This window comes from Pseudomonas sp. Q2-TVG4-2, from assembly GCF_013620795.1.
Taxonomy (GTDB): Bacteria; Pseudomonadota; Gammaproteobacteria; order Pseudomonadales; family Pseudomonadaceae; genus Stutzerimonas.
Genome location: NZ_LGLW01000008.1, coordinates 239052 through 261105, shown reverse-complemented (window position 1 = coordinate 261105; position 22054 = coordinate 239052). Strand labels below are relative to the sequence as shown.

The window sequence follows — 22054 nt, the reverse complement described above, 5'->3', positions numbered from 1 at the left end:
TTGCGTGGCGAAAAAGTTGATCGGCTCTTGGGACTTGGCAGCAAGACGCCCGCCCAGTCACAGGCGCCTGCCGGCGATTTCTAATGGCAATGCGTGCCTGAGGAAATGGGTCACCGATGTCACGGGAATCGCTACCCTAGGAACAAGCTATTCCTAAGCGTGGTGCTTGATCTATACAGCAAGTTAATCGGTTGGCCGATGCAGCGTCAGGGTGGCCCGGCAATCCGGGCCGCGGAAAGGTATTTGGCGGCGCCTGGATAACGCTGCCCGTGGAGGCTTCTTCAGCCTGCTCAAGCTAATCGCGCGTATCGGACTCGCGACACAAAGCAGGAGTGGATCTAGATGACTGCCTCGAGCGGTTTGATAACCCAAGGATGCGTCATCGAGTCGCTCGTCAGGATCGGAAGTTTTCAACTCTCTTCAAGCTACCCGTAGAAGCGGAGTAGAGCCCGGCGAGCAGGCGAACATCTTAGGTTGCGGCTGTAGAAGTGACTGGAGAGAGGGTCTGGTCTTAATGTAAACGTCAAAGCGCCATCGCGCCTCAACGGCGCCTCGACCATCGGATGCCAAAATTTGAGTGTCAGACGACTTGGCAACTAATCCAGAACCCGTCTCGACAAGGCAGTTAAATCCCGCGGTACTCACAGCCACTTGTGCAGGTTTCGTGGATGCGTATCCGCGACAACTCCGGTAGTAGCGGCTTTAGCTTGTGCCAGATCCATTTTGCAAGGTTCTCGCTGGTCGGATTCTCCAGACCTGGCAGGTCGTTTAGATAGTTATGGTCGAGCTGGTCGTAAAGCGGTTTGAAGATCTGTTTTATCTCACCGAAATCTCGAATCCAACCAGTGTGCACATCCACTTCGCCTTCCAGATAAATCGCGATCCGAAATGAATGGCCATGCAAACGTCCGCATTTATGGCCTTCGGGCACATGTGGCAAGCGGTGCGCTGATTCGAACGTAAATTCTTTGTATATTTCCATTGAGCCGTCCAAAAGGTGAAGCGAATCGTTGCATCTTATCGTTTTGTATCCGGAAATCGCAGCTAAATAACAGCGAAAGGAAATCAGCGTAGATCTTGTTTGGTGTCTTGCAATGGCTCTTTGACACTCCTGTGGGCTTGAGGCAAAGTACGCGGCTTTTTACCGGCATGCGCCGCTTTGAGGAGTCAAGATGAATGCAGTAGTGGCAGCAGTCGGCATTATGCTGATTCTTAGCCTGTGCAGGGTCCATGTTGTTGTGGCGCTGATTGCCGGTGCTATTGCTGGCGGCGTTCTGGGCGGGTTGGGGCTTGACGGTAGCCTCGCTGCTTTCAATAAAGGGCTTGGTGGCGGCGCGACGGTTGCGCTGTCCTACGCCCTGCTTGGTGCGTTCGCAGTAGCGATCGGCAAGAGTGGGCTGGCTCACGCATTGGCCGATCGCGCATTGGCTATGGTCGGCAAGCGTGAGTCCCAAGCTGGCGGATCGGTCAAGTGGATGATGGTCGGGCTGCTGCTTGCGGTCGCCGTGTCATCCCAGAATATTCTTCCGATTCACATCGCATTCATTCCCCTGCTGGTCCCGCCACTGTTGTACGTACTGAGCAAGCTACAGATCGACAGACGACTGATTGCGTGCGTATTGGCGTTTGGTTTGGTCACGCCATATATGTTTCTACCCGTTGGCTTCGGGAGCATCTTCCTGAAGGAAATTTTGCTCGCAAACGTTGCCAAGAGCGGTGCTGACATCGTCGGAATCAATGTCAGCCAGGCCATGCTGATACCGGCGCTTGGAATGACGGCAGGCCTGCTGATAGCCATGTTTACCTATCGCAAGCCACGCGCTTATGACATGACCAAAGTCGATCAGTCGCAAACTACCGGTGCAAGCTACAGCCCGCTCACGTTGTTGGTAGCAGCTTTGGCTGTAGCCGCAGCGTTCATTGTCCAGCTGTGGTTGGACTCGATGATTATCGGGGCGCTGACAGGTTTCGTTATCTTCTCCGCCTCCGGAGTGGTGCGCTGGAAGGAGGCGGATGACCTATTCACCGAAGGCATGAAAATGATGGCCATGATCGGCTTCATCATGATCGCTGCCGCTGGGTTCGCAGAAGTGATGCGCGAGACTGGCGAGGTGAAAACGCTTGTCGACGCGTCTGCGGAATGGATCGGCAACAGCAAGGCCATCGGCGCCTTGATGATGTTGCTGGTGGGGCTGTTAGTCACGATCGGCATCGGGTCGTCATTTTCAACGGTTCCGATCATCGCGGCGATTTTTGTCCCGCTCGGGCTTGAACTCGGCTTCAGTCCATTGGCGATCGTCAGCCTGGTGGGGACGGCCGGCGCGCTGGGTGACGCGGGCTCACCTGCTTCCGACTCGACATTGGGTCCAACAGCCGGATTGAACGCGGACGGCCAGCACAACCACATCTGGGACACCGTGGTGCCGACTTTTCTGCATTACAACCTGCCGCTCCTGGCATTTGGCTGGATTGCAGCCATGACCCTGTAACGATGGGCTAACTGCTAATCCTCTCAGATTATGCGCCGTTGCCAAGACGGCGCTTTCACCACTGCCTATCGCTCGAATCAGCACTCCTTACGGCAATCGCTGACTAATAGATACAGCCGCAGCGATAGGATGCAGATAGTGAACTCGACCCTTGAGCAAAAAGTGTTTCTTGCTCTGTTACTTGTCGTAAGCATTGCGTTCGGCTGGATACTGTTCCCGTACTACGGCGCTGTATTCTGGGCCGTCATTCTGGCCATCATCTTTGCGCCACTGCAAAGCCGCCTCTCCCCTTATTTAGGTAACAGACGAAATCTGACTGCGCTGGTTACCTTACTGGTGTGCCTCATTGTTGCAGTATTGCCGGTCATTCTGATTACAGGTCTGCTGGTTCAGGAAGGCTCTTCGCTTTACAAGCAGATTGAAAGCGGTGAGCTCGATATAGGTAGTTTCGTCGGCGACGCGAAAGAGCTGTTGCCCGCGTCGTTTCAGCTACAACTGCAGCGGTTTGGCCTTGGCGACGTCGATCAGATCCGGGAACGCCTTGCAAGCGGTGCCCTAGAAGGCAGTCAATTTCTTGCGACCAAAGCATTCAGTTTTGGGCAGGGGACCTTTCAATTCCTCGTCAGCTTTTTCGTGATGCTGTATCTACTGTTCTTTCTCATTCGAGACGGACGAGAACTGGTGGCGTTAATCAGGCGAGCGCTGCCATTGAGCGACAATCAGAAACGTCGGCTGTTCAGCAAGTTCACGCGAGTGGTCAGAGCGACCGTAAAAGGCAATATCGTGGTGGCGGCCACCCAAGGAGTTCTCGGTGGAGTGATCTTTGCCATTCTGGGGATTCCGGCGGCATTGCTTTGGGGTGTACTTATGGCGTTCTTATCTCTGCTCCCGGCAATCGGTGCAGGGCTGATATGGACGCCAGTAGCGATCTATTTCTTGATGAATGGGATGATCATCCAGAGCGTGATCCTTACGCTTTATGGAATCTTGGTGATTGGTCTGGTTGATAACATCCTGAGGCCAGTTCTCGTGGGCAAGGACACTAAAATGCCGGATTACTTGGTATTGATCTCAACGTTGGGCGGACTCGCGCTGTTCGGCCTGAACGGCTTCGTGATCGGCCCCCTCATCGCCGCGCTATTCATGTCTACCTGGGGTCTGTTTACAACAGCCGAAGGGAAGTCGTCGGTCTAGTGCGTCCGGCTGTACCGGACGCACCACCAGGCTAAAGCACTCGCCCGCCATCATCACGGCTAATGATTACCGTCGCGGAGCGCGGTCGGCGGCCCGGACCATCGGGCCATACGCTCGTGTAGTCAGTGGATGTTGAGCCTTCGCCGGGATGTTGAATATTGACGAATAGGGTGCGGAAGTCCGGGGTCGCGGTAATACCGGTTACTTCGGCCCCCTTTGGTCCAACGAGGAATCGCTTGGTTTCGCCTGTTCTGGGGTCAGACACCAACATTTGATTGTTACCGAAGGGTCCGGTACTCAACTGGCTTCCGCTCATGTCGGTCTGGATCCAGAGCCGCCCGTCATTGTCGAACCAGAGTCCGTCCGGGCTTGCCAAAATATTATCTTCGTTCAGCGGCCCGCCACGTGGATCGCGGCTATCACTTTGTGGTCCGGCGAGCAGGTAAAGATCCCACTGGAACTGCGTGCCGATATGGTTTCTTCCGGCTTCGCGCCAACGAATGATGTGCCCGTAGCGGTTCGGTGCGCGAGGGTTTGCCGCCTCCGCATCCTCTCGAGCGCTATTGTTCGTCAGCGTGAAATACACCTCGCCGGTGTCGGGATGCACGGCACCCCATTCGGGGCGATCCATCTTGGTCGCCCCGACGACATCAGCAGCGAGGCGAGTGTTGATCATTACGTCACCCTGGTCAGCGAATTCGACGTTGGCCGCGGCACACGCCTGCTGGAATCCAGCATCCTCAACGTCCAGTGGTAGCCAGTCACCGCTGCCGTCCGGATTGAAACGAGCGACATACAGCGTGCCCTCATCGAGGAGGCGGCTATCGCTGCGCAGAGGGCGGTACCTGTCGCGGCTGACGTACTTATAGATGTATTCGTTCTGCGAGTCGTCTCCGGAATAGCATACGACTGGCCAGCCAGGTTTGGCGGGCGCAAACACCAGCCCCTCATGAGCAAAACGGCCCAGCGCAGTATGCTTCACAGGTGTCGAGTCGGGATCGAACGGATCGATTTCGACGATCCAGCCAAAGGTGTTGGGCTCGTTGCGATAGTCGGCTCTCGGGTCTTCGGCGGATGCTGTAGCATCGAAACGCTGGAATTCGTCGCCCTGAATCGTCTCCCAGCCATAGCGGCTCGTAGAGCGCAGCCCGTAGCGCTGCAAGTGGCGTGGAAGGTCGGTGTCTCGACTCGCGAAATAGCCAGCCCAGTTTTCCTCGCAGGTCAGGTAAGTTCCCCAAGGGGTATAGCCATTCGCGCAGTTGTTCAACGTTCCGCGGGTGGAGGTTCCGCTTGGGCTATAGCGGGTTTTCATCAGCTCATGGCCGCGTGCTGGGCCTTCGATCCGCATGGGAGTTGCGCCAGTGATGCGTCTGTTACGAGCTGTTGGCAGTACTGCCCATTCGCCACGGGCGCTGCGACGAATTTCCACAATCGAAACACCATGAGCGTTGATCTCCTTTCTGACCTCGTCGGCGTCGACGCGTTTGCTGTTAACCACGGAGGGGCCGTTCCGGTGTAGCAATGGCGCATTTATATACTCGTGATTCAGCGCGAGCAATCCGTGATCGCTCTTGCGTCCCTTGAACTTCGCATCCATGGGGAAGAAATGCATGCCGTCATGGTGCATACCGGTCTGCTGCGCTTGCTGTTCTGCGGTGTTGCTGGCGTCTTCGAGGTATGCCGGGTAGCTTCCGCAGATAGGCGTACCCCAGGGAATGAAGGTTTTCGCGGAATAGCCGGATGGGACCGTGACAGTGTCGGCTCTGGTTACGCTCACCGCACCGAATGGGAGGCGGGTGCCTCGCTGGAAAGGCAATCCACTACCAGTGCCGGTAGGCTCGGCTGCCCCAGCAATCGCAGGGATACCGCCTAGAAAGGCAAGGGCGCCAAATGCCGCGCCGCCGGCCAGCACCTTGCGTCGCCCCAAGCTGACGAGATCTTGAATATGAGGGTTGGCTGAACGGTTGCTGGGCAACTCATCGCCATTGCCGAACATTGTATTGTGGGTATCGTCAGTCACGACGCAGCTCCATTGGATAATCGACGGAACTGTGACGCTAGGCGGGGCGTGCGACAGCTTAATGACAATCCGTGTAGGCAGCGACAAGCGGTCCGTTTGATCATTTGCCAACAAAAAAAACCTCGGCGGATGCCGAGGTTTCGTTTACATCACCGACCTGGACCGCAAGCCGGTTTTGAAACCATTCTTAGTGGAACTGGTTCATGGTGTTGTCTTTGCCACTTGCCTTCAAAGCAGCTTCGCCAGCGAAGTACTCCTTGTGATTGTCGCCGATGTCGGAGCCAGCCATGTTCTGGTGCCTGACGCAGGCGATACCCTGACGCAGCTCCTGGCGTTGAACCCCTTTGACGTAAGCAAGCATCCCTTCTTCTGCAAAGTAACCCTTGGCCAGGTTGTCGGTGGACAGCGCAGCGGTGTGGTAAGTCGGCAGAGTGATCAGGTGGTGGAAGATACCTGCATGAGCGGAGCCGTCCTTCTGGAAGGTGCGAATCTTCTCGTCGGCGACTTGAGCCAGCTCGGTTTCGTCATAATCGACGCTCATCAGCTTGGCGCGATCGTAGGCGGACACATCCTTGCCTTCGGCAACGAACGCGTCGAACACCTGCTGGCGGAAGTTCAGGGTCCAGTTGAACGATGGGCTGTTGTTGTAGACCAGTTTGGCATTCGGGATGACCTTGCGGATCTCGTCAACCATGGCCGCAATTTGGCCAACGTGCGGCTTTTCGGTTTCGATCCACAGCAGGTCGGCGCCGTTCTGCAGCGAGGTGATGCAATCCAGGACGCAGCGCGCTTCGCCGGTGCCTTTGCGGAACTGGAACAGGTTGGATGGCAGACGCTTCGGGCGCAGCAGTTGGCCTTCGCGCTTGATCACGACGTCGCCGTTGTCCAGTTCGGCTTCGGTGATTTCTTCGCAATCCAAGAAGGAGTTGTAAAGATCGCCCAAATCGCCCGGCTCTTTGGTCACGGCGATCTGCTTGGTCAGGCCGGCGCCCAGAGAGTCGGTACGCGCAACGATCACGCCGTTGTCGATGCCCAGTTCGAGGAATGCATAGCGAACGGCGGCGATCTTGGCAAGGAAGTCGGCGTGAGGAACGGTGACCTTGCCGTCCTGGTGGCCGCATTGCTTCTCGTCGGAAACCTGGTTCTCGATCTGGATGCAGCAAGCGCCTGCTTCGATCATGCGCTTGGCCAGTAGATAGGTAGCTTCCGGGTTACCGAAGCCAGCGTCGATGTCGGCGATGATCGGGACGATGTGAGTTTCGTAGTTATCGATCTGGTTCTGGATTTCAGCAGCCTTGGCGCTGTCTCCGGCTGCGCGGGCGGCATCCAGGGCGGTGAACAGCAGATCCAGTTCGCGCGAGTCAGCCTGACGCAGGAAGGTATACAGCTCCTCGATCAGATCCGAAACGGCGGTTTTTTCATGCATCGACTGGTCCGGCAGTGGGCCGAACTCGGAGCGCAGAGCTGCAACCATCCAGCCCGACAGGTAGAGATAACGCTTGTTGGTGGTTTTCAGGTGCTTTTTGATCGAAATCAGCTTCTGCTGACCGATGAAGCCGTGCCAGCAACCCAGCGACTGGGTATAGACGGAGGAGTCGGCGTCGTACTCAGCCATGTCCTTGCGCATGATGTCAGCAGTGTACTGAGCGATTTCCAGACCGGTCTTGAAGCGGTTCTGAGCACGCATGCGAGCGACGGATTCAGGGTTGATAGCGCTCCAGCTGCTTCCAGCTACTTCTTTCAGAGCGGCAACGGCTTTGATGTCGTTTTGATAAGCGGACATGGTCAATCCTTCAAAAAATTCGTGTTTGGTTGAGCACCGACTTTTCCCACCGAAACCTACGTGCTAGCGCTGATCATGCGGACAACACGCGGCAGAGCGTCGAAATACCGACCGGGACGAGGATTGAACCAAGGAGAGGAGGGGTGTGCAGTCACGACCGCAAGAGGACTTCGGCTAGCTGCGGAATGATCGTGGCATTCCGGCACGCAGCGGCACGGGCCGTCGAGTGACTCAGCAGTACAAATGTCTCGAGCTGATGCGTTAATCGCTTCCCCGTCCCTCAGGACGACTCGTTCCAGTCGCAACCTCGTCAGTCCACCTTGTGGGCAGTACAGTCACGGAACGCCTCTGCTGGTTGGCTGAGTGCGATCCGGGGACCCTTGCCAGGGCCCCTGGTTAGCGGGAGCGGGGCCATAATGCGCTGGCGAAAAAGGTTCGTCAAATGTTTTGTAGTGCGTTTTTGAAGGCACTACATATCCTGAAGATAGCCGCAGGACGGCCGAACTTTTCTAATTCAGCGTGTCTACTTTCAGTCGTAGCGAAAGGTCCTGGCGTCCCTGTGTGGAATAACGCCGCAGGGTCCCGCTCTGATTGGAGATGGCGCTCTCGTCGATTCCGCCGAGAGAAATCCATTCTCCGAGTCGTCCGCTGACGCGGGTATCGGTTTCCTGGATATCGATGGTGTCTGGACGGGAAGGGCTCATGCGATCCTGACGGCTGCTGATGGTTACCTGTACGCGATCCCCGTGCACCGTCGCCGTGGCATAAAATCCGCGGGTGATGTCGCGAAATTGGGTCTGCTGATAAATCTGGCCGTAGCTATCGGCGCCGCTGGTGGTGATCGGCACGCTCTGACCCACCTGAATGAGCGCCGGATATCCTTCTGTTGCTTGGACCTGCTGAACGCCACTGCCCTGGCTGGTTGTGCTGCGCCGGATGATACGCACCTGATCACGACCGTTCTTCTCGCCACGTCCCGTTTGGACCTCGACATCGCCGACGCCGATCGAACCGTCGACGCGGTAACCGCTCTCGCCGCCCGCCGCGGAGTTTTGCGTATCGATGCTGATGAGCAACCTTCGGGGTTCGTTATCCAGCTGCGACAGCACATCACGCAGCTCGCTAATCACCGAGGAGGGCGCGTTGACGATCAGCTGATTGCCGTAGGCGTTCACCTTGCCCTGATCGCCGACAACGGATTGTGCGATCGGCAGGACGTCTTCGGCCAAGCGGAAGTTCAGCGGGATCACTTCGGTCGCAGCTTGAAGCGATAGGCTGGCCAGCAGCGAAAGGGCGGCGAGAAAGCGGCGATTCATAGCAGAAAGCTCCGCAGGTCGGGATCGGACAGGCTGTGATCCCAGGCCGTGTCGAATTGTCGTTGAAGCTGGCGCGCGCGGCCGGGATCCCGATAAAGTGCATAGCCAATGAACTGATCCGGCTCAGGGCGAACCAGCACGCCGCAGCGATCCGCTACGAGAAAGGCGCATGTTTGCGCGGGATAATCAGGGTGGAGCTTGCGGATCTGCATGCTGCTACTCAATCGACGTGCCAGGCTGAGCAGGCGGTGACCCTGCCTGACTGCTCGAGAGGAGTCCTTGAGCAGGACGCGAAGATGATTGCGCGGGTGCGCCAGGAGAAAACGCACACAAGCTTGATGAATGCTGCTGTGGTTGTACAGCAAGGGCTCGAAGTCAGGGCTGTAAAGCGTCAGAGTGCGCTGCGCCTGGCCGAGCAAAGCAAGTGCATGCCGGCGAGCATCGTCGGGAGATTCGAATCGCTGGATCGTCGTTGCCGTCCCGAGCGCGAAGGGTGCGGGCTGCCACTGATCCGGTTGATTCGATGACGCAGGCGGGTTGTGGACTATGAAGCGACCCGGCGATTGAAACTCGATCGCCGCCAGCTCAGGTGCGATGTTCGAACGATCCGGGTCGTCGGCGTTCATGCGGGATCAGCCGCTCTTTCGAAGCATGTCGACATGAGGTAAGCCCGCTTCGAGGAATTCATCGCTGATCACTTCGAAACCAAGCCGTTCGTAGAACGCGGTGGCATGGACCTGCGCGGTGAGTCGCTGTTCGCTGAGGCCGCGACGTTCGGCTTCTTTGATCACAGCTTGCATTAACGCGCCTCCGACATTCATTCCACGCCAATCGCGAAGGACCGAAACACGTCCGATGTGCCCGTCGCTGAGCAATCGCGCGGTACCGATTGGATAACCGCTTTCCAGAGCCAGAAAATGCACCGCCTCTGCATCGTCCGCATCCCACTCCAGTTCAGGGGGGACCGACTGTTCTGCGATGAACACGGTTTCACGAATCCGGCGTAGCTCGGCGTTGTCCTGGTGCCAGTCGGCGATGCGAACTTCTATCTCACTCATCAGCAAACTCCAGACTTCCCTGTTTGACCAATTGCCATATCAGATTACGCCCATCCTCGTCGCTCAGCCAGGCAGCAAGGTTTTCTTTATGCAGCGCCTCCGCCGAGCAGATCAGCTTCAGAAGATTCCGCAGGTGGCTCGGAAGCAGTCGACTTTGACCACTGGCAAACAGCAGCAGGCCGATGTCCACCTCGCTCCAGGCCAGTCGGGCGCTCAGGTTCCGCACCAGTATGGCGCCATCATTCAGCATAGCGAGCAACTCCTGCTCTTCAATTTCGGGGCCCTGCACACGCTCTGGGTAGCGAGGTTCGGTCATGAACTGACCAAACCATGTGAGCAACAGCCGCTCATCACCCATATGCTCGGCGAGCATGGCTCGCAGGCGCTCCAGCGCATCGCTTTGAATCTGGTGAGGGTCTTCAGCCGGGACCAGGTCGCCATCACTGTAACGCTCCTCCTCGGGCAAGAACTGCGCGAGAAAATCGGTGAAGTGGGTCAGCACTTCCGCTGCGCTGGGTGCCCGGAAGCCCAGGGAATAGGTCATACAAGCATCTTCGGCCGTACCGAAATGCGCGAGGCGCGGCGGCAGGTAGAGCATGTCGCCGGGCTCGAGCACCCATTCATCCGTGCCTTGGAAATCCGCGAGGATACGTAGATCGGCGTGCTGAAGTACTGGGCTGTCGCTGTCGCACATCTGCCCGACTCGCCAGCGGCGCTGGCCATGGGCCTGTAGCAGGAATACATCGTAATTGTCGAAATGTGGGCCGACACCGCCGCCCGAAGCCGCGAAGCTGATCATCACATCATCGATTCGCCAATTGGGTAGGAAGCGAAAGTGTTCAATAAGCTCAGCAACTTCCGGAACCAGCTGGTCAACCGCCTGGACCAGCAAGGTCCAATTGCGCTCTGGCAGGTTCTGGTAAGTATCTTCGCTGAACGGCCCGCGACGTAACTCCCATGGGGTTTCGCCATGCTCGATGACCAGGCGCGACTCGACTTCTTCTTCCAACGAAAGGCCGGCCAGCTCGTCTGGGGACACCGGGCTCTCGAACGAAGGGATCGCCTGGCGGATCAGAAGCGGTTTTTTTTGCCAGTAATCGCGCAGGAACTCGCGCGCGCTGATGCCGCCGAGAATTTGCAAAGGGATATCGGAAGTCATGCCAGGTACCTTGCTCTGCTACAGAGCTGCAAATAAAAACGCCCGGCACAGCCGGGCGTGCAAAGAGAGGGTTCGCTCAGATCCGCGCGGCTTGGGCTGCGGCATTGCCGATGTAGCTGGCCGGGGTGAGTTTGCGTAGATCTGCCTTGGCTTCGGCCGGTATTTCGAGCCCATCGATGAACGCCTGTAGGGCCTCGGGGCTGATGCCCTTGCCCCGGGTGAGCTCCTTGAGCTTCTCGTAGGGGTTCGCGATGGCGTAGCGGCGCATGACGGTCTGGATCGGCTCGGCCAGCACTTCCCAGCAGGCGTCGAGGTCCTGGGCTATGCGCGCTTCGTTGAGCTCCAGCTTGCCGATGCCCTTGAGGCTCGCCTCGTAGGCAATGACGCTGTGCGCAAAGCCGACGCCGAGGTTACGCAGCACAGTGGAGTCGGTCAGGTCACGTTGCCAGCGGGAGATCGGCAACTTGCTCGCCAGGTGCTGCAGCAGCGCGTTGGCGATGCCCAGATTACCTTCGGAGTTTTCAAAGTCGATCGGGTTGACCTTGTGCGGCATGGTCGAAGAGCCGATCTCGCCAGCGACGGTACGCTGCTTGAAATAGCCCAGCGAAATGTAGCCCCAGATGTCGCGATCGAAATCGATGAGAATCGTGTTGAAGCGTGCGACGGCGTCGAACAGCTCTGCGATGTAATCGTGAGGCTCTATCTGCGTGGTGTAGGGGTTCCACGACAGACCGAGATCACCCTCGATGAACTCGCGCGCGTTGGCTTCCCAGTCGACGTTCGGGTAGGCAGACAGGTGGGCGTTGTAGTTGCCGACCGCGCCGTTGATCTTGCCCAGCAGGGGGACGGCGGCGATCTGTGCGATCTGACGCTCGAGGCGGTAGACCACGTTGGCCAGTTCTTTGCCAAGGGTGGTGGGTGAGGCGGGCTGACCATGCGTGCGTGACAGCATTGGAACGTCGGCATGGGTTACCGCCAGCGTGCGGATGGCTTCTGCGAGTTGGCGCATCAGCGGCAGCAGTACGTTGTCGCGCCCCTCTCGCAGCATCAGCGCATGGGAGAGGTTGTTGATGTCCTCGCTGGTGCAGGCGAAGTGGATGAACTCGTTGACTTTAGCCAATTCGGGGAGCTGTTTGGCCTGCTCCTTCAGTAGGTATTCCACTGCTTTCACATCGTGATTGGTGGTGCGCTCGAATTCCTTGACGCGCTCGGCGTGCTCAACCTGGAAGTTCTCGGCCAGCTGGTCGAGCAGGGCGTTCGCCTCGTCGGAGAAGGGGGCGACTTCCGGTACGCCGGCATGTGCTGCCAGACGCTGCAACCAGCGAACTTCAACCTGAACGCGGCAGCGAATCAGACCGAACTCGCTGAAAATTGGGCGCAGAGCGCTGGTTTTGCCGGCGTAGCGGCCATCGACAGGGGAAACCGCGGTAAGCGAGGAAAGCTGCATAGAGGGCGTTCTCGGACAGTCGGGCAACGAAAAGAGGGCGCAGATTATACATGAAAGCGGGGGAATGACCGTCGCCGTGGCTAGAACGGTTGTCGCATAGCCTCGTCCTGGCTTATTCCGAGCGGAGCATGGGGTAAAGCGCGTCGAGCATTTTGCGACGGCTGAAAACCATCTGCCAACGATGCCCGCCCAGCTGACGCCAGAGTCGCGCGGAGCGAATTCCAGCTAAGAGAAGCGCGCGAATCTTGGCAGCGTTGTCGGTCTGTTGAAGGTGGCGCATGTCGCCTTGCACCTGGATGCGTTGGCGAAAGGTGCTCAGGGTGTCCTGATACAGGCCGCCAAAGGAGGCGATTACGTTTTCATGGGTCAGCCCGAAATGGTCTGCTTGTTGCTGTATCTGGTCCAGCCGAGTGCCGATCACCTGCAACAGGTCGCTGCGTTTATCCAGCTGGCGCTCCAGCCCTATCATGGCCAGCGCGTAGCGCAGCGGCTCGCGCTGCAGGCTGCTGGTGTCGCGCTCAAGTGCGCCGACCAGGGCTCGATAGCCGTCGCGCAGGTTCAGGTCGTCGCCGCCGTATATCTCCAATGCGGGCTTGTCCTCGCGCACCAGCAGGCTGCCCAGGATGCTGGCGAGCGCAGCATTTGGGACCTGTCCGGTCCGAGCGATTCGGTCGACCAGCGTCGCGGCTTCGAATACCGCGCCGAGCGCTACCAATTGTTCCCGTATCGGCGTCATGGGCGAACTCCGGCGAACCAGGGTTCCGCCGTCTCGATGACGCCACCTCCGAGGCAGACGTCGCCATCGTAAAGCACCACGGACTGCCCAGGCGTGACGGCGCGTTGAGGTTCATCGAATACAGCCCGATACCCATTGGCGGTCCGCTCCACCGTGCAGGTCTGATCACCCTGACGATAGCGAACTTTGGCGGTGAGCTGTAAAGGTTCGGGCAGTTCGATCGGGTTGACCCAATAGATCTCCGAAGCGAGCAGGGCGCGGGAGAACAACCAGGGGTGATCGTTGCCCTGCCCGACGACCAGCACGTTGCGCTCCAGGTCCTTGCTCAATACGTACCAGGGCTCGTCACTCGCATCCTTGAGCCCGCCGATGCCCAGCCCCTGGCGCTGGCCGATGGTGTGGTACATGAGGCCGTGGTGGCGACCGATGATTTCACCGTCGATCGTTTCGATGTCACCCGGCTGGGCCGGCAGATACTGCTTGAGAAAGTCGCTGAAACGGCGCTCACCAATGAAGCAGATACCGGTGGAATCCTTCTTCTTCGCGGTCGCGAGGCCGTGCTTTTCGGCAAGTGCCCGGACGGCCGGCTTTTCCAGTTCCCCCACCGGAAACAGCGTCTTGCTCAGCTGATCACCGCCAACCGCGTGAAGGAAGTAGCTCTGATCCTTGTTCGGGTCGAGCCCCTTGAGCAACTCGCTGTGCCCGTCAATATCGCGGCGGCGCACGTAGTGCCCGGTCGCGATCATGTCCGCGCCAAGCGTAAGTGCATAGTCAAGGAACGCCTTGAACTTGATCTCGCGGTTACAGAGGATGTCCGGGTTCGGTGTCCGCCCGGCCTTGTACTCGGCAAGAAAGTGCTCGAACACGTTGTCCCAGTATTCGGCGGCAAAATTTGCGGTGTGCAGTTTTATACCGATCCGGTCGCAGACGGCCTGAGCATCGGCCAGATCTTCCCGCGCGGTGCAGTATTCGGTGCCGTCGTCTTCTTCCCAGTTCTTCATGAACAGGCCTTCGACCTGGTATCCCTGTTCGAGCAGAAGAAGGGCGGAAACCGAAGAGTCGACGCCGCCGGACATACCGACGATAACGCGCAGGTTTTCAGGAGCAGCGGAGATTGAATCAGACATAGAAACTCAGGGCTGACTGCAAAAGGCGAATTCTAACAGGCTGACCAAGTCAGCGGTTAAGGCGGATTAGTCGCGAACGACGGCGAGGTCGTAGGTTGGCCCGGCGAGGTAGTCCTCAATGCAGCGCAGAATCAGCTCACTGCGCCAGCGTTCCGGCTGGGCCGCCAGTTCATCACGCGTCATCCAGCGAGTGCCGACAATGCCCGTATCGAGCTTTCGCTGTGGGTCGTGGCGAACCGCGTTGGCTGCGAAGCAGGTGCGTTGATAGGTCACGCCATTGCTCGGTGCGGTATAGAGATAGATCCCTACCACACCGCTCAGCTCGACGTTCCATCCCGTTTCTTCGAGCGTTTCGCGCGTAGCCGCCTGGCGTAGCGTCTCACCGGGTTCGAGATGGCCTGCGGGCTGATTCAGCACCAGCCGGCCCCCTTTCGATTCTTCAACCATAAGGAAGCGGCCATCTGTTTCGACGATCGTGGCCACCGTAATGCGGGGATGCCAGGTCATGTTCGGGTTTGTCCTGTCTAGGTTGATGATAGCGATCAGCCTGATTGAAAACAGAAAACCCCGACGCCAGGCCGGGGTTTTCGATTCAACAGCGCCACTCAGCGCCGAACGACTCAGGCCAGCGAGGCGAGCGCGGCGTTGAAGGTCGCGCTCGGACGCATGACCTGGCTGGTCAACTCCGAGTTGGAGCGGTAGTAACCGCCGATCTCCACCGCCTTGCCCTGAACCTCGGCAAGCTCAGCGACGATGACCTGCTCGTTGTCGCTCAACTGTTTGGCCAGTGGCGCAAAGTAAGCCTGAAGCTCCAGGTCTTCGGTTTGTGCTGCCAGTTCCTGCGCCCAGTACAGCGCCAGATAGAAGTGGCTGCCGCGGTTGTCCAGCTCGCCGGTACGGCGTGACGGAGACTTGTTGTTGTCGAGCAGTTTGCCGGTGGCCGCATCCAGCATTTTGCCGAGCAGCTTGGCTTTGACGTTCTCCGTCTTGATCCCGGTTTCTTCCAGCGATACCGCCAGCGCCAGGAACTCACCGAGCGAATCCCAGCGCAGATGGTTTTCTTCAATCAGCTGCTGTACGTGCTTGGGTGCTGAGCCACCGGCACCGGTTTCGTACATGCCACCGCCGGCCATCAGCGGAACGATCGAGAGCATTTTCGCCGACGTGCCCAATTCCATGATCGGGAACAGGTCAGTCAGGTAATCGCGCAGCACGTTGCCGGTCACCGAGATGGTGTCTTGGCCACGAATCAGACGCTCCATGCTGATACGGATCGCTTCGTTGTAGCCCATCATGCGGATATCCAGACCAGTCAGGTCGTGCTCCTGCAGGTAGGCTTCGACCTTCTTCTGAAGCTCACGATCGTGGGCGCGCTCGGGGTCAAGCCAGAAAATGGCCGGGGTGTCCGATTGACGAGCGCGGGTAACAGCCAGCTTGACCCAGTCACGAATCGGGGCGTCCTTGGTCTGACAGGCGCGCCAGATGTCGCCTTTCTCCACTTCGTGCTGCATCAGTACGGTGCCGTCGGCGAGTACGACACGCATGGTGCCGTCGGCAGCCATTTCGAATGTCTTATCGTGAGAGCCGTATTCTTCAGCCTTCTGCGCCATCAGGCCGACGTTCGGCACGCTGCCCATGGTGGTCGGATCAAAGGCACCATTGGTTTTGCAGAAGTTGATCATCTCTTGGTAGATGCGGGCGTAGGTGCTTTCCGGCATTACGGCCTTGGTGTCCTTGAGCTTGCCGTCCTTGCCCCACATCTGACCGGAACTGCGGATCATCGCCGGCATGGAGGCGTCGACAATCACATCACTTGGAATGTGCAGGTTGGTGATGCCCTTGACCGAGTCAACCATCGCCATTTCCGGGCGACCGGCATAGCACGCATGGATGTCCTGAAGGATTTCTTCCTGCTGGGAATCCGGCAGCGACTTGATCTTGTCGTAAACGCTGCTCAGGCCGTTGTTCGGGTTGACACCCAGCTCCTTGAACAGATCGCCGTACTTGTCGAACACGTCCTTGTAATAGACGCTTACGGCGTGGCCGAATACGATCGGGTGGGAAATTTTCATCATCGTGGCTTTTACGTGCAGGGACCACATCACGCCGGTCTCCTTGCAATCCTGCAGCGTTTCCTCGAAGAACGCGCGGAGCTTCTTGCAGCTCATAAACATGCCGTCGAGCACTTCCCCTTGCTGCAGGGCGATTTGCTTCTTGAGCTCGACTTGACCGTCTTTGCCTACGAATTCGATGCGAACGTCGCCAGCGTTTTCCATGGTGATGGACTGTTCGCTGGAGAAGAAGTCGCCGCCACGCATGTAGTCAGCATGGGACTGTGAGGCCTTGCTCCATTCGCCCATGGAATGCGGATGCTTACGGGCAAAGGCTTTTACTGCAGCGGGTGCGCGTCGGTCGGAGTTGCCTTCACGCAACACTGGGTTCACGGCGCTGCCGAGGACCTTGCTGTAACGCGCGCGTGCTTCTTTTTCCGCATCGGTCTGCGGATCTTCGGGGTAGTTGGGGATGTTGTAACCAAGGGCTTGTAGCTCGGCAATGGCGGCCTTGAGCTGAGGAACCGAGGCGCTGATGTTCGGAAGCTTAATGATGTTCGCGTCTGGCTGAACGGTCAGCTCTGCGAGTTTCGCCAGGTCATCATCAATTGCCTTATCGGCGTCCAGTTGATCAGCAAAGCTTGCAAGAATGCGCCCTGCAAGAGAGATGTCACGTGTTTCGACGGCGATGTCAGCGGAGGCGGCAAAGGCTTCTACAATAGGCAGAAGCGAATAAGTGGCCAGCGCCGGGGCTTCGTCGGTGAAGGTGTAGATAATCTTCGAGCGGGTGGACATGTAGAGTTGACTCTCTCTTGCTGAGCGTGCACAGAGTCCCGAAGTGCGCAGGTAGGCGCTCTGGCTGCGTTTGTTGAGCCAGTCTCGAGATCCGCCGCGATGATGTTGGATACAGCACCACTAGAGTGTTGAGCGTTTGATCCGTCTGGCTGCGGTTGGCGGCCTGGCGGGTTCAGGAGCAAGGTCTCGTTGGAAACCGGTTGGCCCCTCATGACTCGTTAGTCACCTAAGCAGTATATCACCGCGGCCCGTTGTCAAAGAATGCCCAGACCATAAGACGAACGCACATATGGTTTCGGCTGAATCAACTGGGTTACTCTTCGGAGATGACCACTGTTTAATGTTTAACCACAGAAACGGAGTCCAGCATGGGATACCAAAAGATCCAGGTGCCTGCCAGCGGTGACAAAATCACCGTCAATGCCGATAACACCCTGACCGTTCCCAGCAATCCGATCATCCCTTACATCGAGGGTGACGGGATTGGGGTTGATATCAGTCCGGTGATGATCAAGGTTGTCGATGCGGCCGTGGAAAAAGCCTACGGCGGTCAGCGTAAGATCTCCTGGATGGAAATTTACGCGGGCGAGAAGGCGACCCAGGTCTACGACCAGGACACCTGGCTGCCAAAGGAAACCCTGGAGGCCGTGCGTGACTATGTGGTATCCATCAAGGGCCCGCTGACCACGCCAGTCGGCGGCGGTATCCGCTCGCTGAACGTTGCATTACGTCAGGAGCTCGATCTCTACGTCTGTCAGCGTCCGGTTCGCTGGTTCACTGGCGTGCCCAGTCCCGTGAAGAAGCCCGCCGATGTCGACATGGTGATCTTTCGCGAAAATTCGGAAGACATCTATGCTGGTGTCGAGTGGAAGGCCGGTTCCCCGGAGGCGGAGAAAGTCATCAAGTTCCTCACCGAGGAAATGGGCGTCAAAAAGATCCGCTTCACCGAAAACTGTGGCATAGGCATCAAACCGGTTTCGCTGGAGGGCACTAAGCGCCTGGTTCGCAAGGCGCTGCAATACGCGGTAGATAACGATCGCAGCTCGGTGACGCTGGTGCACAAGGGCAACATCATGAAGTTCACCGAAGGCGCCTTCAAAGAGTGGGGCTACGAGGTGGCGCGTGATGAGTTCGGTGCGCAGCTGCTCGATGGCGGCCCCTGGATGCAATTCAAGAACCCAGTGACCGGCAAGAATATCGTCGTCAAAGACACCATCGCCGACGCTATGCTGCAGCAAATCCTGTTGCGTCCGGCCGAGTACGACGTAATCGCTACGCTCAACCTCAATGGTGATTATCTGTCCGATGCGCTGGCTGCAGAGGTGGGTGGCATCGGTATCGCGCCGGGCGCGAACCTGTCCGACACCGTGGCCATGTTCGAAGCGACCCATGGCACCGCTCCGAAGTACGCCGGTCAGGATAAGGTCAACCCGGGTTCGCTGATCCTCTCGGCCGAGATGATGCTGCGCCACATGGGTTGGGTAGAGGCTGCGGATCTGATCATTAAGTCGACCGAGAGCGCTATCGCTGCGAAGACCGTGACCTATGACTTCGAGCGTTTGCTGGACGGCGCGACGTTGCTGTCCTGCTCGGAATTCGGCGATGCCATGATCTCCCGCATGTAGCTAGCGGGAGCAACACAAAAAGGCCGATCAATGATCGGCCTTTTTGCTGCCTGAATCAGGCGTCTACGGTCGAGTCTTGTGAGGCCGGCGCCACTACTTCCGCAGTGGTCTGCAGTGACCGAATATTGGTTGCGTGCAGGCCCTTGGGACCTTGCAGAATGTCGAACATGACCGCTTGCCCAGCTTTCAGAGTTCTGTACCCTTCCATCTGAATGGCAGAGTAGTGGGCGAACAGGTCCTCATCGCCGCCGTCTGCTACGATGAACCCATAGCCCTTGGCGTTGTTGAACCACTTGACCTTACCGCTTAGCATGCTGTTATCCCTCTGCAAAGGAGTCCATCACTGGAGTAACATCCATTTCATTCCGCGCTGATGCAGCTCATGGCCCACACGCGCAGCCCGTTGCCGTTGTGGCACATACTGTTTGTATCATCGTTTTGCCGATAGTCAAGGCGACTCGTCAGGTGGCTGTGAAGCCTTTCCACTTACCCGGCCTCGGCGCCCCGATCTAGAACCGTTATACGCATGCGTGCATCTCCAGAGATTCGACTAATATTCAACCAGGACCGTCCCAAGCCATTGGATGACGACTCGTCCGGCTTGGCCGTCGAAGAAGCCAAACCACAGCTGAAGGCACCACCGATGTTCAAAGTTGTCATGTTTAATGATGACTACACGCCGATGGATTTCGTCGTAGAGGTGCTCGAAGGAATTTTCAATCACAATCGGGAGCTTGCCACCAAGATAATGCTGGCGGTGCATACCGAAGGGCGGGCCGTCTGTGGTGTCTACACGCGGGACGTCGCTGAAACCAAAGCGATGCAGGTCAATCAATATGCAAGGGAATGCCAGCATCCGTTGCTTTGTGAGATCGAGAAGGACGGTTAACCCCGACTGCTGGGTAAGAGGTGAAAGCTATGTTGAACCGTGAGCTCGAAGTCACTCTAAATCTGGCTTTCAAGGAGGCTCGTACTAAGCGTCATGAATTCATGACGGTCGAGCATCTCCTGTTAGCCTTGCTGGACAATGAAGCAGCCGCAACGGTTTTGCGTGCTTGTGGGGCCAGCCTCGATAAATTGCGACATGACCTACAGGAGTTCATCGACTCCACCACGCCTCTGATTCCCCAGCATGACGAAGAGCGCGAGACTCAGCCAACCCTGGGTTTCCAGCGCGTGCTTCAGCGTGCTGTTTTCCATGTTCAAAGCTCAGGTAAGCGGGAAGTTACTGGCGCGAACGTGCTGGTCGCGATCTTCAGCGAACAGGAAAGCCAGGCGGTGTTTCTGCTTAAGCAGCAGAATGTCGCCCGAATCGACGTTGTCAATTACATCGCCCATGGAATCTCCAAGGTGCCGGGTAATAATGCCAATTCTGAGGGCGATTCTGAGATGCAGGACGAGGAGGGTGGTGAGTCCGCCGCCTCTGGTAATCCGCTCGATGCTTATGCGAGCAATCTTAATGACCTGGCTCGTCAGGGGCGCATAGACCCGCTGGTCGGGCGTGAGCACGAAGTCGAGCGAGTCGCCCAGATTCTGGCGAGGCGCCGCAAGAACAACCCGCTGTTGGTTGGTGAGGCCGGAGTTGGTAAAACCGCAATTGCCGAAGGGCTGGCCAAGCGCATCGTCGACAATCAAGTGCCGGATCTGCTCGCGGACAGCGTTGTCTATTCTTTGGACCTCGGGGCCCTGCTGGCTGGTACAAAGTACCGGGGTGATTTCGAGAAGCGCTTCAAGGCGTTGCTGAACGAGCTCCGCAAGCGTCCCCAGGCGGTCCTGTTCATCGATGAAATCCACACGATTATCGGAGCTGGTGCGGCTTCTGGCGGGGTGATGGATGCATCCAACTTGCTCAAGCCACTGCTGTCATCCGGTGAGATTCGTTGCATCGGATCGACGACCTTCCAGGAGTTCCGCGGGATTTTCGAGAAAGATCGGGCGCTGGCTCGTCGCTTCCAGAAGGTCGACGTTTCCGAGCCGTCGGTCGAGGACACCATCGGCATACTGCGCGGTCTCAAAGGGCGCTTCGAGCAGCATCACAGCATCGAGTACAGTGATGAGTCACTCCGTGCGGCTGCGGAGCTGGCTTCTCGCTACATCAATGACCGGCACATGCCGGACAAGGCGATCGACGTAATTGACGAGGCGGGCGCTTATCAGCGCTTGCAGCCGGAAGATAAGCGCGTCGCGCGAATCGACGTTGAGCAGGTCGAAGATATCGTCGCCAAGATCGCGCGAATCCCGCCCAAGCATGTCAGCACCTCCGACAAGGAGCTGTTGCGCAATCTCCAGCGTGACTTGAAGCTGACCGTTTTCGGTCAGGACGATGCGATCGATTCGCTGGCTACTGCCATCAAGTTGTCTCGTGCCGGGCTGAAGGCGCCAGACAAGCCTGTAGGCTCCTTCCTCTTTGCAGGCCCCACGGGCGTCGGTAAGACGGAAGCTGCGCGGCAGTTGGCGAGGGCGCTGGGTATCGAGCTGGTGAGGTTCGACATGTCCGAGTACATGGAGCGGCACACCGTGTCACGGCTGATCGGTGCGCCACCGGGCTATGTCGGTTTCGATCAGGGTGGCCTACTGACAGAGGCGATTACCAAACAGCCGCATTGCGTGCTTCTGCTCGATGAAATCGAAAAGGCGCATCCGGAAGTCTTCAATCTGCTGTTGCAAGTGATGGATCACGGAACGCTGACCGATAACAACGGCCGCAAGGCGGATTTCCGCAACGTTATTCTGATTATGACCACCAATGCGGGTGCTGAGACCGCAGCACGTGCGTCGATTGGCTTCACTCATCAGGATCACGCCTCGGATGCGATGGAGGTGATCAAGAAGAGCTTCACGCCGGAGTTCAGAAATCGTCTGGATACTATTATTCAGTTTGGTCGCCTGAGCCACGAAGTCATCAAGAGCATCGTCGACAAGTTCCTCATCGAGTTGCAGACGCAGCTTGAAGACAAGCATGTCACGCTCGAAGTGTCGGATGCGGCGCGCGGTTGGCTGGCTGAGCGCGGCTATGATGCCCAGATGGGCGCGCGGCCAATGGCTCGTTTGATTCAGGACAAGATCAAGCGACCGCTGGCCGAAGAAATTCTCTTCGGTGAGCTGGCCGAACATGGCGGTGTGGTGCACGTTGATATTCGAGACGGCGAACCGTTCTTCGACTTTGAAACGTCAGCTGAGTTGGCTTAACGCATACTGCGCAGAAACAGAAACGCCCGGCAATAGCCGGGCGTTTTCTTTGATAGCTGTGTGAC

The 22054-nt window shown here is 57.7% G+C and carries 18 protein-coding genes; 5 read left to right on the top strand and 13 right to left on the bottom strand.

Annotated elements, in window-relative coordinates; all coding sequences use genetic code 11:
* Positions 1 to 625: 625 nt before the first annotated feature.
* Positions 626 to 982, bottom strand: a complete 357-nt coding sequence (gene queD / locus H3028_RS18030) for a 6-carboxytetrahydropterin synthase QueD (RefSeq protein ID WP_181298594.1) — start codon at positions 980 to 982, stop codon at positions 626 to 628.
* Positions 983 to 1172: 190 nt separating this feature from the next.
* On the opposite strand from queD, the gene H3028_RS18025 reads away from it, so the two are divergent.
* Entirely contained in the window at positions 1173 to 2489 is a 1317-nt protein-coding gene (locus H3028_RS18025; RefSeq protein ID WP_181298593.1) for a Na+/H+ antiporter family protein, read from the top strand.
* Between the two features lie 135 nt (positions 2490 to 2624).
* Entirely contained in the window at positions 2625 to 3683 is a 1059-nt protein-coding gene (locus tag H3028_RS18020; protein WP_181298606.1) for an AI-2E family transporter, read from the top strand.
* A gap of 31 nt (positions 3684 to 3714) precedes the next feature.
* Here the strand turns inward: H3028_RS18020 and H3028_RS18015 are convergent, their stop codons facing one another.
* From H3028_RS18015 to H3028_RS17965, 11 genes are all read right to left on the bottom strand, one after another.
* The gene (locus tag H3028_RS18015) at positions 3715 to 5679 is read right to left on the bottom strand and encodes a PhoX family phosphatase (RefSeq protein ID WP_181298605.1); all 1965 of its coding nucleotides are present in this window, start codon (positions 5677 to 5679) and stop codon (positions 3715 to 3717) included.
* A gap of 211 nt (positions 5680 to 5890) precedes the next feature.
* A complete protein-coding gene (locus tag H3028_RS18010; RefSeq protein ID WP_181298592.1) occupies positions 5891 to 7486 on the bottom strand; it encodes an isocitrate lyase in 1596 nt (531 codons plus the stop codon).
* A gap of 509 nt (positions 7487 to 7995) precedes the next feature.
* Positions 7996 to 8802 (bottom strand): secretin N-terminal domain-containing protein, encoded by an 807-nt coding sequence (locus tag H3028_RS18005; RefSeq protein ID WP_181298591.1) that lies wholly within the window; start codon positions 8800 to 8802, stop codon positions 7996 to 7998.
* Positions 8799 to 9428 (bottom strand): histone acetyltransferase HPA2, encoded by a 630-nt coding sequence (locus H3028_RS18000; RefSeq protein ID WP_181298590.1) that lies wholly within the window; start codon positions 9426 to 9428, stop codon positions 8799 to 8801. Before H3028_RS18000 ends, H3028_RS18005 begins: the two co-directional genes overlap by 4 nt.
* A 6-nt stretch (positions 9429 to 9434) precedes the next feature.
* Positions 9435 to 9860, bottom strand: coding sequence for a GNAT family N-acetyltransferase (locus tag H3028_RS17995; protein ID WP_181298589.1), 426 nt, complete (start codon positions 9858 to 9860; stop codon positions 9435 to 9437).
* Positions 9853 to 11019: a cupin domain-containing protein gene (locus tag H3028_RS17990; protein ID WP_181298588.1), complete on the bottom strand. Its 1167-nt coding sequence runs from the start codon at positions 11017 to 11019 to the stop codon at positions 9853 to 9855. Before H3028_RS17990 ends, H3028_RS17995 begins: the two co-directional genes overlap by 8 nt.
* 76 nt (positions 11020 to 11095) lie before the next feature.
* Positions 11096 to 12466: an adenylosuccinate lyase gene (gene purB / locus H3028_RS17985; RefSeq protein WP_181298587.1), complete on the bottom strand. Its 1371-nt coding sequence runs from the start codon at positions 12464 to 12466 to the stop codon at positions 11096 to 11098.
* A gap of 112 nt (positions 12467 to 12578) precedes the next feature.
* Positions 12579 to 13202 (bottom strand): high frequency lysogenization protein HflD, encoded by a 624-nt coding sequence (gene hflD, locus H3028_RS17980; RefSeq protein ID WP_181298586.1) that lies wholly within the window; start codon positions 13200 to 13202, stop codon positions 12579 to 12581.
* On the bottom strand, positions 13199 to 14329 hold the full coding sequence (gene mnmA, locus H3028_RS17975) for a tRNA 2-thiouridine(34) synthase MnmA (protein ID WP_181298585.1): 1131 nt from the start codon (positions 14327 to 14329) through the stop codon (positions 13199 to 13201). Before mnmA ends, hflD begins: the two co-directional genes overlap by 4 nt.
* Before the next feature lie 66 nt (positions 14330 to 14395).
* The gene (locus tag H3028_RS17970) at positions 14396 to 14836 is read right to left on the bottom strand and encodes an NUDIX hydrolase (RefSeq protein ID WP_181298584.1); all 441 of its coding nucleotides are present in this window, start codon (positions 14834 to 14836) and stop codon (positions 14396 to 14398) included.
* Positions 14837 to 14949: 113 nt separating this feature from the next.
* The gene (locus H3028_RS17965) at positions 14950 to 17175 is read right to left on the bottom strand and encodes an NADP-dependent isocitrate dehydrogenase (protein WP_181298583.1); all 2226 of its coding nucleotides are present in this window, start codon (positions 17173 to 17175) and stop codon (positions 14950 to 14952) included.
* A gap of 368 nt (positions 17176 to 17543) precedes the next feature.
* Here H3028_RS17965 and icd point away from each other — a divergent pair, with 368 nt between their 5' ends.
* Complete coding sequence (icd, locus tag H3028_RS17960) at positions 17544 to 18800, top strand: NADP-dependent isocitrate dehydrogenase (protein WP_181298582.1); 1257 nt, start codon at positions 17544 to 17546, stop codon at positions 18798 to 18800.
* Between the two features lie 55 nt (positions 18801 to 18855).
* On the opposite strand, the gene cspD is transcribed toward icd, so the two are convergent.
* Positions 18856 to 19113, bottom strand: coding sequence for a cold shock domain-containing protein CspD (cspD, locus tag H3028_RS17955; protein ID WP_168425516.1), 258 nt, complete (start codon positions 19111 to 19113; stop codon positions 18856 to 18858).
* Between the two features lie 213 nt (positions 19114 to 19326).
* On the opposite strand from cspD, the gene clpS reads away from it, so the two are divergent.
* Both clpS and clpA read left to right on the top strand, forming a co-directional pair.
* Positions 19327 to 19689 (top strand): ATP-dependent Clp protease adapter ClpS, encoded by a 363-nt coding sequence (gene clpS, locus H3028_RS17950; RefSeq protein WP_168425515.1) that lies wholly within the window; start codon positions 19327 to 19329, stop codon positions 19687 to 19689.
* Between the two features lie 29 nt (positions 19690 to 19718).
* Positions 19719 to 21989 carry an ATP-dependent Clp protease ATP-binding subunit ClpA gene (gene clpA / locus H3028_RS17945; RefSeq protein ID WP_181298581.1) on the top strand — a complete coding sequence of 757 codons (2271 nt, stop codon included), beginning with the start codon at positions 19719 to 19721 and terminating at the stop codon, positions 21987 to 21989.
* Positions 21990 to 22054 lie beyond the last annotated feature (65 nt).

What these genes read in the sequence shown, in the direction of transcription:
- H3028_RS18015 (WP_181298605.1), bottom strand. Translation starts at nt 5,679, where the DNA reads ATGTTCGGCAATGGCGATGAGTTGCCCAGCAACCGTTCAGCCAACCCT.
- hflD (WP_181298586.1), bottom strand. Translation starts at nt 13,202, where the DNA reads ATGACGCCGATACGGGAACAATTGGTAGCGCTCGGCGCGGTATTCGAA.
- H3028_RS17995 (WP_181298589.1), bottom strand. Translation starts at nt 9,860, where the DNA reads ATGAGTGAGATAGAAGTTCGCATCGCCGACTGGCACCAGGACAACGCC.
- clpS (WP_168425515.1), top strand. Translation starts at nt 19,327, where the DNA reads ATGCGTGCATCTCCAGAGATTCGACTAATATTCAACCAGGACCGTCCC.
- mnmA (WP_181298585.1), bottom strand. Translation starts at nt 14,329, where the DNA reads ATGTCTGATTCAATCTCCGCTGCTCCTGAAAACCTGCGCGTTATCGTC.
- H3028_RS17990 (WP_181298588.1), bottom strand. Translation starts at nt 11,019, where the DNA reads ATGACTTCCGATATCCCTTTGCAAATTCTCGGCGGCATCAGCGCGCGC.
- H3028_RS18010 (WP_181298592.1), bottom strand. Translation starts at nt 7,486, where the DNA reads ATGTCCGCTTATCAAAACGACATCAAAGCCGTTGCCGCTCTGAAAGAA.
- purB (WP_181298587.1), bottom strand. Translation starts at nt 12,466, where the DNA reads ATGCAGCTTTCCTCGCTTACCGCGGTTTCCCCTGTCGATGGCCGCTAC.
- H3028_RS17965 (WP_181298583.1), bottom strand. Translation starts at nt 17,175, where the DNA reads ATGTCCACCCGCTCGAAGATTATCTACACCTTCACCGACGAAGCCCCG.
- H3028_RS18025 (WP_181298593.1), top strand. Translation starts at nt 1,173, where the DNA reads ATGAATGCAGTAGTGGCAGCAGTCGGCATTATGCTGATTCTTAGCCTG.
- clpA (WP_181298581.1), top strand. Translation starts at nt 19,719, where the DNA reads ATGTTGAACCGTGAGCTCGAAGTCACTCTAAATCTGGCTTTCAAGGAG.
- H3028_RS18005 (WP_181298591.1), bottom strand. Translation starts at nt 8,802, where the DNA reads ATGAATCGCCGCTTTCTCGCCGCCCTTTCGCTGCTGGCCAGCCTATCG.
- H3028_RS18000 (WP_181298590.1), bottom strand. Translation starts at nt 9,428, where the DNA reads ATGAACGCCGACGACCCGGATCGTTCGAACATCGCACCTGAGCTGGCG.
- icd (WP_181298582.1), top strand. Translation starts at nt 17,544, where the DNA reads ATGGGATACCAAAAGATCCAGGTGCCTGCCAGCGGTGACAAAATCACC.
- H3028_RS17970 (WP_181298584.1), bottom strand. Translation starts at nt 14,836, where the DNA reads ATGACCTGGCATCCCCGCATTACGGTGGCCACGATCGTCGAAACAGAT.
- cspD (WP_168425516.1), bottom strand. Translation starts at nt 19,113, where the DNA reads ATGCTAAGCGGTAAGGTCAAGTGGTTCAACAACGCCAAGGGCTATGGG.
- queD (WP_181298594.1), bottom strand. Translation starts at nt 982, where the DNA reads ATGGAAATATACAAAGAATTTACGTTCGAATCAGCGCACCGCTTGCCA.